Raw genomic sequence first — 13460 nt, 5'->3', positions numbered from 1 at the left:
AGCACCAAAGGTGCACTGATGCGCCCTGGTCGTGAACCATCAAGAGACTGGTGCCACACGTTGGCAAACCACGACATCTGTATCCACTTGGACACGATCAGGCACCGACGGTTTTCTGGGGCTTCGGCCAGGGGCCGCCTCGCTGTTCGCGACCAGCGGTCTTGATCCTGATGGGTGTCTGGTGCGGATCAGTCCGCAACCACCACTGAGAACAACGGGTGCGTATTGGAAGGGAGGAGCCACCACAACCGGCGGTTGTGGTGGATTGGCATTGCCTGTTGACTACGGCTGGCTAATGGGTGACCCCATTTTCATTCCTGCGGACCCTCAGTGACTGGTCCCTTCTTCGTAGTTGATCTTGTTCCAGACGTTGTACTTGCCGGAAGGCTTGTTCATCGGAATGCGCTTCTCCTCCTCCAGGGTGTCGGCATCGTAGACGATGACGGCGCCGTCCTTGTCCCAGACGCTCAGTAGCAGCTTTTCGCCGTGGCGGTCGAATTCCACGTGAGCCGCGACCTTGCCCGGGGCCGGCTGCAGGGTTTTGACGATTTCCAGGCTCTGTTTGTCGATGATGTGGACCTTGTCCTTGTTGGGGCCGAAGAACACATCCACCCAGGCGTATGGGGAGTTTTCATGGCTGCGCATGAAGAAGCCTGGGCCCTCGGTTTCCAGGGTCTTGATCACTTCCCAGTTGTCCATGTCGATAACGGACACCGCACCGGTGCGGAAGTGGGGCGTAGCCATGACCCGCTTGCCCCGGTATTCCCAGGTAATACCGGAACCCAGGTGCGGCATGCCCGGTAATGGCAGGTTGGCAACGGTGTTGCCGGTGTCCAGGTTGATGACATGGCCATGCTTGCCGTCGCGGGCGGCACCGATCAGGTGGTCGTAGCCCGGATCAAAGAAGAAATCGTCCAGCCAGGTGTCGGTCTGCATCCGGCGGACGTTGGCCTTGGCGTCGGTCACGCTGATTTCCCAGGCTTCTGGAATGTCCTTGAGCGCGGCGATGAAGCTGCCCCGGGGAGGGGCAGCGTAGACGGCGCTGACCCTTGAGCTGTCGCCGGTGCCATTTTCCACCGGGATGACATCCATGAGTCCCAGGTTGGTGGCGTCGAACAGCACCAGGGTGTGGGGCAGGTAGTTGGCGGCCATCACGTAGTTGCCATCGGCGGAGACAGCGATGTTGCGCATGTTGATGCCGGCGCGGACTTCCGCCACCACTTTCAGGTTGTACAGATCGTACTTGGTGATCCAGCCGTCCCGGGAGCCAAAGTAGACGTAACGGCCATCCGGGCTGTATTTCGGGCCGCCATGTAGGGCGTAGCGACTTTCAAAGCGGTGGATTGGTTCCATGGTGTCACCATCAAGCAGGGTGACGTGGTGATCGCCGATTTCCACCACCAGGAACAGGTTCATCATGTCCGCTTCGAACACCGGCTCATTGGGCAGGCTGCCTTTCGGGTGAGGTAACAGGTGGCTGTTGAGGATTTCCTGTTCGCCCCAGACCGGCGTGACTTCCGGAGGCTGGTAGATAAAGTTGGCCAATGCGGCGACCGATTCCTGGCTCAGGGTATCGCCAAAGGCAGGCATCTGGGTGGCTGGGCGGCCGTCGAGGATGGCCTTCTCGGCCTCGGTCTGGCGCAGGCGTGAGAGGTTTTCCGGTAACAGGGCCGGGCCCATCCCGCCCAGCCGGTCGGTTCCGTGGCAGCTGGCGCAGTGTTGCTGGTAAAGGGCTTCGGTCTGCGTGCCGGTATCTGCCTGCAGGGCCGGGGCCGCAAGCAGGCTGGCACCCAGCAGCAGGGCGGATTTCAGGGTCTGGCTGATCGGTAGTCTGTGTTGCGTCACCGGGGATGGCTCCATGGTCCGGGTTGTCGGGTGTCGTTCAGGCCGGGCGGGTCAGGGCGCTGTCCCAGCCTGCCTGGGCCGGCCGGGCCAGTTTGTCGGCCAGTTTGACCACCTCACCGACGATGATCAGCGTCGGTGGCTGGAAGTCTTCTCTTCGGATGGTGTCTTCCAGGTCCGCAAGGGTGGTCACCGTCATGTGCTGCAGGGGCGTTGTTCCCCGCTCCACCAGGGCTACCGGGCAGTCGGCCGCAAGACCGTGGGCCGTGAGTTCCCGGACAATGGTCGGGGCGTTGTGCAGGCCCATGTAGAACACGCGGGTCTGGCCCGGAGCTGCGAGTACGGCCCAGTTCAGTTCCAGGGAATGGTCGGCTTTGCGGTGGCCGGTAACGAACGTCACGCTCTGGGCATAGTCCCGGTGGGTGAGAGGGATTCCACAGTAGGAGGCACAGCCGGCAGCGGAGGTGATGCCGGGTACAACCAGGAAATCGATGTCGTTATCCACCAGCACCTCCGCCTCTTCGCCGCCACGGCCGAAGATGTACGGGTCGCCGCCCTTGAGCCTGACCACTCTGCGTTTCCGGGTGGCCAGTTTGACCAGCAGTTCGTTGGTCTCCTCCTGGGGCACGTAATGGCAGCCGCTGGCCTTGCCCACGTGGATTCGTTCGGCACCGGGATTGACGAATTCCATGATCTGGGGTGACACCAGACGGTCATAGACAATGGCGTCCGCCTGCTGGATGAGCATCAGGGCCCGCAGTGTCAGCAGTCCGGGATCGCCGGGGCCGGCGCCGACAATGGCGACTTCACCGGGGCGCAGCGGCTGCTCCGCGAGCTGGAATTCCACCAGGCATTTCTTCCTTGGATTGGGGGTCATGGCGCCACTCCTCACAGATTGTGTACCGGAATTTCTGTCACCGGGGCGGCCACACGTCTGGGCGCATCCACCACACCGATTTCCTCGTTGGTCAGGTAACAGCCGGGATCCTCTTCCCAGAAGTCCCTGGAAATGTTGTAGGCCCGCACCCGGGTGTTGCCGTTGCAGATGCCCAGGTATTTGCACCCGGCGCAGCGGCCCTTGACCGGTCTCGGGTGCTGGCGGAAACCCTGCATCAGGGGATCCCGGGCTTCGGACCAGATTGTCGAGAACGGGGTCTGCCGGACATTGCCGAGGTTGTAATCCCACCAGAACGTATCCGGGTGCACGACACCAAGGTTGTCGATATTGGAAATATTGACGCCGGAGGAATTGCCGCCCCAGTTGGTCAGGCGCTGCTCCAGGGCCGGTACCTGGTCCGGGTAATGCTCTTTGGCCCACTCGATCAGGAAGGGGCCGTCCGCGTCGTTGTTGCCGGTGACGTATTCCCGCTCGATGCCGCGCTTCAGCTCGTCGTGGCAGTGATTGAACAGCAGGGTCATGGCGTCCCGCGTCATGTCGTACCAGGCATCGCGTTTGCGGTTACGACCGCCCCGGCCGGAGTAATTCAGGTGCGACAGGTAGAACTTGTCGATGTGGTGCTCGTCCAGCATGTCGAGCATGGCCGGCAGTTCCGGGTAGTTGTCCTGAGTCAGGGTAAAGCGTAGACCCACCTTGATGCCTGCCTGTTTGCACTGGGCAACGGCGTGCATGGATTCCCGGAAGGCGCCTTTCTTCTGGCGGAAGGCGTCGTGGGTCTGCTCCAGGCCATCGATGCTGATGCCGACGTAGTCGTAGCCCACCTCGGCAATTTTGCCGATATTGTCTTCGGTGATCAGGGTCCCATTGGTGGACAGGCCCACATAGAAACCCATGGTCTTGGCCCGGTGGGAGATCTCGAAGATGTCCGGGCGCATCAGCGGTTCCCCGCCGGAGAGGATCAGTACCGGCACGCCGAAGGCCTTGAGATCGTCCATGGTGGCGTAGACTTCCTCGGTGCTCAGCTCGCCCTTGAAGTCGATGTCCGCCGAGATCGAATAGCAGTGTTTGCATGTGAGATTACAGCGGCGGATCAGGTTCCAGATCACCACCGGGCCAGAGGGCTTCGGAACCGGACGCACCGGGGTCGGCTCCATCAGGCTCTTGATGTAGCGGGTCATTCGGAACATGGGGCATCTCCCTGCTTTTTCAGTCGTAAGCCGGTTTTCTTGAGAATCGCCGAGCTGTACAGGATGGTGTGGCTGGAACAGGCTTCTCCCAGCAGGTCTCGGATCTGTCCTGCCTTGTCTTCCACTTCCTGCCGGCTGGTGCCGTGGACCATGGCAAACAGGTTGTAGGTCCACCAGGGCTGGTGCCTGGGGCGGCGGTAGCAGTGGCTGACAAAGGGCAGTTCGCCGACGCGCTGACCCATTTCCGGGACGGCTTCGTCACGGATGTCCCACACGGTCATGCCGTTGAAGCGGTAGCCAAGTTTGTAGTGATCGGGCACTGCGGCCACCCGCCGTAACACGCCGGCATCCTGCATGTGCTGGAACCGGGCCAGGACTTCCTCCGCCGGGATGCCCAGTTGCTCGCCCAGGGTGGCCCAGGGATCGGCGGTCAACGGCAGCCCCGCCTGGGTGGCCAGGATCAGTTGCCGGTCGGTGGCGCAGAGCTGGTAATGGGTGTCGGCGCTATGCTCAGACGGGAAAGTGGAGACGGACATGGAACTCCTCCTCCTTGGGCATGTTGTAGACCGGGTAGCCGGTGCGCGCCTCGATCTGTTCGATCACCCCGTCGATGCCTTCCCCGGTCTCGGTCGCCAGAACGAACCACATGTTCAGTTCATGTTCCCGGCGATAGTTATGAGCCACTTCGTCAAAGGCGTTGACCTGACTGGCGACCCGGTCGAAGTCCTCCTCGGCAATGCGCATCGCCGCGAGCGTCAGGCCGCCACCCATTTCACCGGCATTGAACATCGGGCCGAAACGGGTAAAGACACGCTCGTCGAGCAGTTTTTCAAGGGTGTCGAGCAGAGCCTGCTCGCTGATTGCGAGCTCTTCGGCCACCGCCAGGTAAGGATTGGCAACCAGGGGCAGACCGTGCTGGAGCCGGTTGATCACCGCTTTCTCCAGATCGGTGAACTCCGGGAGCCGGGCCTCCCGGCGCGGGCGCTCAATCGTGGCTGACATAACGGCCTCCCCGTTGGCGGTAGGCTTTGGTGCTGAACAGCACCGAGTGGGGAAAGTCCTGAAGGTGTTTGTCGGCGATGAGATGGTCGATCTGGGACAACACCCGGTTGCGATCGACGCCATGAATCATGCAGAACAGGTTGTAGGGCCAGTCCGGCAGGCGACGAGGGCGTTGATAGCACAGGGTTACGAAGGGTGCTCCGGCAACAGACTCACCAACGGATGTGACCCAGCGGTCCGGCACGTTCCAGACCACCATGGCGTTGGCGGTGTAGCCGAGGGTGCGGTGTTTCACCACCAGGCCGAGCCGTTTGATCAGGCCCTGGGCCTGCCACTGGTCCACGGCGGTCATGACTTCCTGTTCGGTCAGGCCGGTCTGCTCGGCGAGGGTCTGCCAGGGGCGAGCGGTCAGGGGCAAGCCTCTCTCCAGTTGCTGTCGGAGCCGCAGCAGGCCCCAGGCGCTGATGGGGCCCTGGCTGGCCACTTCCGGTACCACCGCCAGGTAATCAATGGAGGTGTTCACGGCAACGCCTCCCAATCGATGTCGAAGCCCAGATCGATGTGGTAACCCTCGACCATGGGCAAGCGCAGCATGGGCAGGCGCAGCTGGTGTTCCAGTTCGTCGAGCCGCTCATCCAGGGTGTCTTCGTCCGGTGCGGTCATGACAAACCAGAGGTTGTAGGTGTGTTCCCGGGCGTAGTTGTGGTTGACCCCCGGCGCACGATTGATACGGGCAGCCACCAGGTCCATCTGTTCTTCCGGCGCGGCCACCGCGGCAAGCAGGCTGGCGCCTGCCCGCCGGTGTTCGAATACCGGTCCGACCCGGCTGACGACCTGATCGGACTGGAGGGCCTGCAGGCGGTCGATCACCTCGCCCTCGGAGATGCCCAGTTGTCGGGACATCTCCAGGTAGGGGCGTTCACACACCGGGAGATCCCGCTGATACAGGTTGATCAGTTGCTTGTCAGTGCTATCCAGTCTCATTGGTCTGTCCTCCGGGCCGGAAACGGGTCAGTACACGTCGTGCTGGGTGTTGTAGACGTTGAACTTGCCGGTGGGGGTCACCAGCCGTTCGTCCTTGATCACCTTCTTCAGCTCGCGTGTCTTGTCATCGACAACCACCAGGGCAGAGGTCAGGTCCTGGGTGTTCCACACCGAGAACCAGACTTCGTCACCGGCGACGTTGTACTCCGGTTGAACGACCCGCTTGGGTCCTTCCCCGACATCGGCCCATTCGGCAATCGGCAGCACGTCATAACCGGCCTCCAGGTTGTTGATGTCGAACACGGCCACGCTCTGGCTCACCGGCTCGGCCGGGTTCAGGGCTGTGTCCACATAGAGGTTGTCGGACTTCGGATGGGTCTTGATGAACAGTGAGCCACCGCCCTGACCGTTCAGGCTGCGCACGACTTTCCAGGCTTTATCGGGATGGCCCTCGGGGTCGGTGCCGATCAGTTGGATGGTCGGGTCGCCCAGATGGCTGGTGGCCCACACCGGACCATGCTCGGGGTCTTCGAAGTTGGCGCCCCGGCCTGGATGGGGGATCTTGCCCACGTCCACCAGTGCCGCGAGGTTACGGTCCCGGGAATCCACCACCGCAATCTTGTCGGACTGGTTGGCGGCGGTCATGAAGTACCGCATGCTGCTGTCCCAGCCACCGTCGTGCAGGAACCGGGCGGCGTCGATGGTAGTGATGTTCATATTGTCCAGGTCTTCATAGTTCACCAGCATGATCTTGCCGGTTTCCTTGACGTTGACGATGAACTCGGGGTGCTCGTGGGAGGCAACGATGGCGGCAACCCGGGGCTCAGGGTGGTATTCCTGGGTGCCCACAGTCATGCCCCGGGTACCGACGATTTTCTTCGGCTCCAGGGTCTCGCCGTCCATGATCACGAACTGGGGTGGCCAGTAAGTGCCGGCAATGGCGAACTGGTCCTCATAGCCCTTGTACTTGGACGTTTCGACCGAACGCGCTTCCATGCCGACCTTGATCTTGGCGACCGTATCCGGTTCTTCCATCCACAGGTCCACCATGTTTACCAGCGCGTCCCGGCCGATCACGAACAGGTAGCGGCCGGAGGCGGACATCCGGGAGATGTGGACGGCATAGCCGGTATTGATGATGTGGGTGATCTCATGAGTATCGCCATCGATCAGGGCAATCTGGCCGGCATCCCGCAGGGTCACACTGAACAGGTTTTTCAGGTTCAGGTTGTTCATCTGTTTGGTGGGCCGATCCTCGGGCGGGACCACCACTTCCCAGGTAGCCTTCATGTCTTCCAGGCTGTACTCCGGCGGCTGCGGAGGCTCGTGCATGACGTACTTGGCCATCAGTTCCACTTCGTCTTCGGTCAGGTCGCCCGAGGTCAGCCAGTTGGGCATGCCCGCCGGGGAACCGTAGCTGATGAAGGCCTTGAGGTAGTCAATGCCCCGTTCCTGGGTGATGTCCGGGGTCAGCGGCTTGCCAGTGGCGCCCTTGCGGAGAACGCCGTGACACCCGGCGCAGCGCTGGAAATAGATTTCCTTGGCTTTCTCGAACTCGGCATCGGTCAGGTTCGGAGCTCCGGGGGAGCGGACTATCTTGGCCGAACCTGGCTCTACGGTGCTGGGCGTGCCTTCATAGGCTGTGGATGCTGGGTCATCGGGATGTTTCGTGGCATCGGTGGCAGCCAGTGCGCCGAACGACGCGACGGCCAACGCCAGAGCCAGGGGTTGGAAAGTTATGCGCGATACTCTCATCAGGTTCTCTCCTTGGATTAAAGAGTCCCTTTAGGTTTCGCCTCTTCGGTCTCATGAACATTGATCAATATCAGAAGTATATGATTTATAGCTTTGATACCCCTCAGTGGGTATTTCCAATGATCACTGGCAATAACAATCTCTTTTAACCAATATCAAGGATGAAACAATAGGGCGTTGCGACCATGATCCTGCAAATCTGAAAACGGGAGCGGAGCGATGGGCTGGCCTGGAGGCTGGAAGCGGAAACTGAGTGTTTTTGCGGTTTGTTCATTGCTGCTGACGCCGGTCACCGGCGCGGAACCCCGCACTCCGGCGGAACTGGCCAGCTTGGTGGTGCAGGATTGCGGATCCTGCCATGGCATGACGCTCAAGGGTGGACTTGGACCACCTCTGCGGCCGGATAATCTGGAACAGCTTCCGGCAGAAGCCATTGCAGCCATCATCCGGGAGGGTGTTCCGGACACCGCCATGCCGCCCTGGAAGCCTTTGCTGGCTCCTGAAGAAATTGACTGGATCAGCCGGCAACTTAAGGCCGGCGCCCTGGTTTCACCCCAATGACCCCACTTGGAGGTTCGCCAAGCAATGGATCGTCCCGGACACATTTTCCAACGCCTGTTACTGATCGCCCTCCTGATGGTGGGGCTCGCCGGCTGCCAGGTGTTCACTCCGGCCTCACCTTCGCAGGAGCTGATGGGCACTGGCGATCTCGGCCTGATCATCGAGCGTGCCACCGGTTCGGTACTGGTGATCAACACCTCTGGCCATAACGTACTCGGACGGGTTGAAGGGCTCGGGGATCTCTCCCACGCTTCGGTGGTGTACTCCCGGGACGGCCGCTACGGCTATGTGTTTGGTCGCGATGGCGGGCTGACCAAGGTGGATCTGTTGACCCGCACAGTCGCCGACCGCGTGATCCAGTCCGGCAACAGCATTGGTGGCGCTATTTCCCAGGATGGCCGGTTCGTGGCGGTGTCCAATTACGAACCGGGTGGCGTAAAGGTCTTTGACAGCGAGACTCTGGAACTGGTGATGGATATTCCGGCCACCTACACCGGCGCCGAGGGCAAGACAGTGCAGTCCAAGACCGTCGGGCTGGTGGATGCCCCGGGCAACCGGTTTGTGTTCAGCCTGTTTGATGCAGGCGAAATCTGGACCCTCGATATGTCCGCTCCCGAGCCCGCGGTTCGCAGGTTCGACGCCGGTGATGCCCCCTACGATGCACTGATTACCCCGGATGGCCGCCACTATATCGCCGGTCTCTTCGGCGAAGACGGCTTGTCCATGCTGGATCTGTGGAATCCGGAGCAGGGGGTAACCGAGATCCTGCCGGATTATGGCAAGGGCGAACAGAAACTGCCGGTGTACAAGATGCCCCACCTGGAAGGCTGGGCCATCGCCGATGGCCGGGCGTTTTTCCCGGCGGTCGGGCGCCACCAGGTGCTGGCGGCGAAGATGGATGACTGGTCACTGGTGGACCGGATTCCGGTGCAGGGACAGCCGGTGTTCGTGATGGCCAGCCCCGACAACCGGCAGATCTGGGTCAGTTTTGCCCACCCGAAGAATGACGTTGTCCAGGTGATCGACAGCCAGAGCCGGAAGATCATCCGGACCCTGGAACCCGGCGAGGCGGTACTGCACATGGAGTTCACGCCCCGGGGCGAAGAGGTGTGGGTGTCTGCCCGGGACAGCAACCGGGTGACGGTGTACAGCACCCGGACCCTGGAGCCGGTGGCGACGCTCGATGCGGAGAAGCCCAGTGGCATCTTCTTTACCACCCGGGCTCATGCTCTCGGGCTTTGAACCCACCATATTCTGAAGAAGGTATCTGTAATGACGTTCTACCAACCGGTTGGCAATGAGATCGAACTTTTCCAGGCCGCGGCCGACAATGGCCTGCCTGTGCTGATCAAGGGCCCCACCGGCTGCGGCAAGACCCGCTTTGTCCGCTACATGGCGGAACAGCTGGATCGGCCGGTGTACACGGTGGCCTGTCACGACGACCTGACAGCGGCGGACCTGGTGGGCCGGCATCTGATCGGCCCCGATGGCACCTACTGGCAGGATGGCCCGCTCACCCGGGCGGTACGTGAAGGAGGCATCTGCTACCTGGACGAGGTGGTGGAAGCCCGCAAGGACACCACGGTGGTACTCCACCCGCTGGCGGACGATCGCCGGGAGCTGCCCATCGAACGAACCGGCGAAGTACTGCAGGCGGCGCCCGGATTCATGTTGGTGGTGTCCTATAACCCGGGATACCAGAGCCTGCTCAAAGGCATGAAGCCCAGCACCCGGCAGCGCTTCGTGTCGCTGCGGTTCGACTATCCCTCGGAGGCAGCGGAGCAGACCATCGTGGCCGAGGAGGCCGGCTGCGACCGGGATCTGGCGAGGCAGCTGGTGAGCCTGGCATCGGCGCTGAGGAACCTGAAGGACCACGATCTGGAAGAGGCGGCGTCGACGCGCCTGCTGATTCACACGGCGATGATGATCAAGGCGGGATTGCCGCCATTGGATGCAGTGCGGGCCGGCATGATAGAACCGTTGTCGGACGATGAAGCCACGGTGGCAGCACTCATGGAGGTGGTGTATGCGGTATTCGGGCGGCCGGGAGAAAGTCGCTAGCGGGGCGGTTGTTCCCGTTATCTGGTATTTGCTGAATCTGCTGGCGATTCCGGTAATCGGGTTTGCCGGATTGGTTTGGCTGTATCTTCACGGCCAGGGTGACCATGCCCTGCGTCGGGCCCATACCCGGGCGGCGCTGGTCATGTCGGTGGTCGGGGCAGTGCTGATCAGCTCCGGCGTGGGCGTGGCCTGGCTGACCCTGGGCAATACCGGGCACTTCTGGACCTTTGCCCTGGTGTGGGCCATCGTGCTGCACACGGGGTTTGTGTTGTGGGGGATTTTGGCGCTGGCTCAGGCGATGGCTGACAAGAAGCCGCTGTTTCCGGAGAGATGGCTGCAGGCCCGCTAAGACGGGGTCAGAAGAAAGCGTTCTTCTGACCCCATGTTCAGCCCAGCTCCGGGGTCTGATGAAAGCCTTCATCTGACCCCATCTTCACGTCGGCCCCTCAGCTCCGGGGTCTGATGAAAACTTTCATCTGACCCCATGTTCACGGAAAATCCCACCCCTAGCTCGCCGCATGGAACCCGGCGATCACCGCCACCACCACCGGCGCCCAGGCCTGGGCGGCGAGGCGCCAGCCTCGTGGAGCTTTCCGCATTTCCATGAAGTGGTCCACCAGCAACATCGCCTTTACGACAATCAGGGCAAACACCAGCCAGGCCAGGAACTCGGGCCCCAGACCCGTTTGCAGGGCGATGACCGGCAGCGCAGTACAGATCATCAACGTCAGGTAGATTGTCAGCATGTCAGTTTCTCCTCACGCCAGTACATAAACCATCGGAAAAAGCACCAGCCATACCAGGTCCACCATGTGCCAGTAAGAAGCACCGGACTCCATCCCGTTCATGTCGGAACCGTCGTAATCGCCATTGCCAACTTTCACTGCCAGGACGACCAGGATGATCTGCCCCAGCACCACGTGCATGAAATGGAAGAAGGTCAGGAAGAAATAGAACATGAAGAAGGTGTCGGTGCCGAGGTTATAGCCCTGGCCATACAGGTCGGCGTATTCCCAGAGTTTGCCGATGGTATAGACGGTGGATACTGCGATCGCCAGCCAGAGTCGCAGCCGCGTACCCGGTTCCCCAAGACGGAGCCGGTGTACCGCGGTGGCCACCAGATAGCTGCCGGTGATCAGTGCCACGGTGTTGAGCAGACCGATCCACGGGTGCAGAACCTCCCGGCCGGCATGGAAGGTGGCCGGATCGAGGCTGCGGGCCACGGTGAAGCCGATGAACAGGATGCCGAACACCGCCAGTTCGGCAAAGATGAACATCCAGACGGCAATATCGCCGGGCAGGTGTCTGGCCCTGGTTGCAGGCAGCTCGTTCATAGTCATCGGGTCAGGTTGAGATAGAGTTTGGGTAGTTGCAGGGGCAGCTGGGCCGGGTCCCGGATCACCACGTAATGGTTGCTGCCGAACACATAGGGCAGGTATTCGCTGGCCTCGTCGTCGATGGTGACGCAGAACGGGGTCAGGCCGGCCTTGTGGGCTTCCTGCACCGCCATGCGGGTGTCTTCCACGCCGTAGCGGCCTTCGTACAGATCCAGGTCGTTGGGCTTGCCATCGGTGAGCAGCAGCAGGATCTTCTGGTGTTCGTGACGGGCCTGGAGCATACGGGTGGCCTGGCGGATGGCGGCCCCCATGCGGGTGTAGTAGCCCGGCTCCAGGGCCTGGATGCGGCCGCGGATAGTGCCGGTATAGGCCTCGTCGAAACCCTTGATGTGATGGAAACGTACATGGTCCCGGCGACGGGAGGAGAAAGCGAACAGGGCGAACGGGTCGCGGCTGGCCTGCAGGGCCTCACTGAGCAGTTGCAGGCCGTCCCGGGCCACGTCGATCACGCGCTGGTGGTTGTTGATGTAGGTTTCGGTGGACAGGGACACGTCCGCCAGCACCAGGCAGGCCAGGTCCCGCTGGCTTTGCTGGCAGCGAACGAACAGCTTCTGGTCGATGGCGCCCTGGCGCTGGCGGTTCTGGACCTCCCGCTCCAGGCAGGCATCCAGATCCAGTTCCTCGCCCTCCACTTGGCGCTTCTGCCACTGTTTCAGCGGTTTCAGGGCGCTGAATTGTCTCTGCAGGCGTTTCGCGGGACGTCTCAGCGGTTCGGGCAGATCTGCAGGCTGCGCATCCCGCGCCAGCATCGGCTGCAGGCAGCAGAATTTCTCCCGGTAGCTCTGGCTGCGCCAGTCCCACTCCGGCAGGTGAATGCCTGGGCCAAGGCGCAGGTCGTCATTTTCTTCCGAGGGCAGGTCCAGGTCGAACTTGATGGAGGAAGAGGTCTCGCGCCGGTCGTTGGACACGGAGATCATGTCCATGTCGTCGGCCACGGCCTCGGCGTCTTCCTCTTCGGTGTCGTCACCGGCCCGGTCGACCGGAATGAACTCGGTCCAGGAGAACAGGCTCTCCAGCCGGAAGATCATCAGGCCCTGGTCCCGGTCGAAGCCTTCAACCCGTTCGGCCTGCCGGCGCTTGCGTTTCTTCGACAGCCCGCCGGGGCTGGATTGGGTATTGTCGTCACCAATGACCTGGCCGTTGGCAGGGCGCTGATTCAATGAAGGGTAGAGCCACAGAATGACCGGCCAGGGGTCGGTGCCGGCACCCGGAATCCGGGTAACACTGCCGGGATGGATCAGGGCCTGGCGAATGGCGTCTTCCCTGGCGGCCTCGACCGGCGGCAGGTCATCCGGGTGCGGGCGCCACTGCAGCGAGTGGCTGACCAGACGCTGATAGATGCGCTCCAACCCCGGCCAACGTGCCAGAACGTCCTGGACCATGGCCTGGTTGCCGGTGAGCCAGTCGCTTGCCTCCGGTTCCGGCGAGGCGGCCAGCGCTGCCAGCCAGAGGTACAGGTCCCGGTTCAGGCTTGCTGACGGAAACAGGGCCACGCGCTCGGGCAGTCGCAGGTTCTGGTCATCACGCCAGGCTAGTTCGAACTTGCGATGGGTGCCGGCGAGCTTGTGCAGGAATCGCCGGCGCAACCGGAAATGCCGGGGTTCGGCCGTTACCAGGCTTAATGCCGGATCACCGCCCAGAGCCCGGAACAGGATGCCCAGGTTGCGGGCTTCGTCTTTCAGGTGGACGGCATGTTCGGGAAACTCGCCCAGCGCCTGGCGGGTGATGTATTCATGCCATTTGTAGCCAACCCATTCTTCCATTGCTTGCTCC

At 61.8% G+C, this 13460-nt stretch carries 15 protein-coding genes; 4 read left to right on the top strand and 11 right to left on the bottom strand.

Going from position 1 to position 13460, the window contains the following annotated elements:
* Positions 1-327: 327 nt before the first annotated feature.
* Genes BM254_RS09430 through BM254_RS09395 form a run of 8 tightly spaced genes read right to left on the bottom strand, consistent with a single transcriptional unit; the run spans position 328 to position 7668 of the window.
* A complete protein-coding gene (locus tag BM254_RS09430) occupies positions 328-1824 on the bottom strand; it encodes a cytochrome D1 domain-containing protein (protein WP_425434488.1) in 1497 nt (498 codons plus the stop codon).
* Positions 1825-1882: 58 nt separating this feature from the next.
* Positions 1883-2719 carry a uroporphyrinogen-III C-methyltransferase gene (cobA, locus tag BM254_RS09425; RefSeq protein WP_092002157.1) on the bottom strand — a complete coding sequence of 279 codons (837 nt, stop codon included), beginning with the start codon at positions 2717-2719 and terminating at the stop codon, positions 1883-1885.
* 11 nt (positions 2720-2730) lie between these two features.
* Entirely contained in the window at positions 2731-3927 is a 1197-nt protein-coding gene (nirJ, locus tag BM254_RS09420; RefSeq protein WP_092002155.1) for a heme d1 biosynthesis radical SAM protein NirJ, read from the bottom strand.
* Positions 3915-4463, bottom strand: a complete 549-nt coding sequence (ahbB, locus tag BM254_RS09415) for a siroheme decarboxylase subunit beta (protein WP_092002151.1) — start codon at positions 4461-4463, stop codon at positions 3915-3917. The genes nirJ and ahbB (BM254_RS09415) overlap by 13 nt, the downstream gene beginning before the upstream one ends.
* Positions 4438-4929: an Lrp/AsnC family transcriptional regulator gene (locus tag BM254_RS09410; protein WP_092002147.1), complete on the bottom strand. Its 492-nt coding sequence runs from the start codon at positions 4927-4929 to the stop codon at positions 4438-4440. Before BM254_RS09410 ends, ahbB (BM254_RS09415) begins: the two co-directional genes overlap by 26 nt.
* Complete coding sequence (gene ahbB, locus BM254_RS09405; protein WP_245777417.1) at positions 4913-5395, bottom strand: siroheme decarboxylase subunit beta; 483 nt, start codon at positions 5393-5395, stop codon at positions 4913-4915. Before ahbB (BM254_RS09405) ends, BM254_RS09410 begins: the two co-directional genes overlap by 17 nt.
* Positions 5396-5448: 53 nt before the next feature.
* A complete protein-coding gene (locus BM254_RS09400; RefSeq protein WP_092002144.1) occupies positions 5449-5913 on the bottom strand; it encodes an AsnC family transcriptional regulator in 465 nt (154 codons plus the stop codon).
* A gap of 27 nt (positions 5914-5940) precedes the next feature.
* Entirely contained in the window at positions 5941-7668 is a 1728-nt protein-coding gene (locus BM254_RS09395; protein ID WP_092002141.1) for a nitrite reductase, read from the bottom strand.
* A 219-nt stretch (positions 7669-7887) separates the two neighbouring features.
* Between BM254_RS09395 and BM254_RS09390 the strand changes: the two genes are divergently transcribed.
* The 4 genes from BM254_RS09390 to BM254_RS09375 are packed head-to-tail and all read left to right on the top strand — an operon-like array spanning position 7888 to position 10639.
* Entirely contained in the window at positions 7888-8229 is a 342-nt protein-coding gene (locus BM254_RS09390; RefSeq protein WP_092002138.1) for a c-type cytochrome, read from the top strand.
* Between the two features lie 24 nt (positions 8230-8253).
* On the top strand, positions 8254-9471 hold the full coding sequence (locus BM254_RS09385; protein ID WP_175497234.1) for a cytochrome D1 domain-containing protein: 1218 nt from the start codon (positions 8254-8256) through the stop codon (positions 9469-9471).
* Positions 9472-9501: 30 nt separating this feature from the next.
* Complete coding sequence (locus BM254_RS09380; RefSeq protein WP_092002134.1) at positions 9502-10290, top strand: CbbQ/NirQ/NorQ/GpvN family protein; 789 nt, start codon at positions 9502-9504, stop codon at positions 10288-10290.
* On the top strand, positions 10256-10639 hold the full coding sequence (locus tag BM254_RS09375) for a hypothetical protein (protein WP_092002129.1): 384 nt from the start codon (positions 10256-10258) through the stop codon (positions 10637-10639). The genes BM254_RS09380 and BM254_RS09375 overlap by 35 nt, the downstream gene beginning before the upstream one ends.
* 157 nt (positions 10640-10796) lie before the next feature.
* Here the strand turns inward: BM254_RS09375 and BM254_RS09370 are convergent, their stop codons facing one another.
* Genes BM254_RS09370 through BM254_RS09360 form a run of 3 tightly spaced genes read right to left on the bottom strand, consistent with a single transcriptional unit; the run spans position 10797 to position 13450 of the window.
* A complete protein-coding gene (locus tag BM254_RS09370; protein WP_092002124.1) occupies positions 10797-11036 on the bottom strand; it encodes a cytochrome C oxidase subunit IV family protein in 240 nt (79 codons plus the stop codon).
* A 12-nt stretch (positions 11037-11048) separates the two neighbouring features.
* Positions 11049-11624, bottom strand: coding sequence for a cytochrome c oxidase subunit 3 (locus BM254_RS09365; protein ID WP_092002121.1), 576 nt, complete (start codon positions 11622-11624; stop codon positions 11049-11051).
* A gap of 2 nt (positions 11625-11626) precedes the next feature.
* Complete coding sequence (locus BM254_RS09360; RefSeq protein ID WP_092002118.1) at positions 11627-13450, bottom strand: nitric oxide reductase activation protein NorD; 1824 nt, start codon at positions 13448-13450, stop codon at positions 11627-11629.
* Between the last annotated feature and the right edge of the window lie 10 nt (positions 13451-13460).

This window comes from Marinobacter pelagius (genome assembly GCF_900114925.1).
Classification (GTDB): domain Bacteria; phylum Pseudomonadota; class Gammaproteobacteria; order Pseudomonadales; family Oleiphilaceae; genus Marinobacter; species Marinobacter pelagius.
Note: the sequence above shows the minus strand (reverse complement) of the source record. Positions and strands in the feature narration are given on the sequence as shown.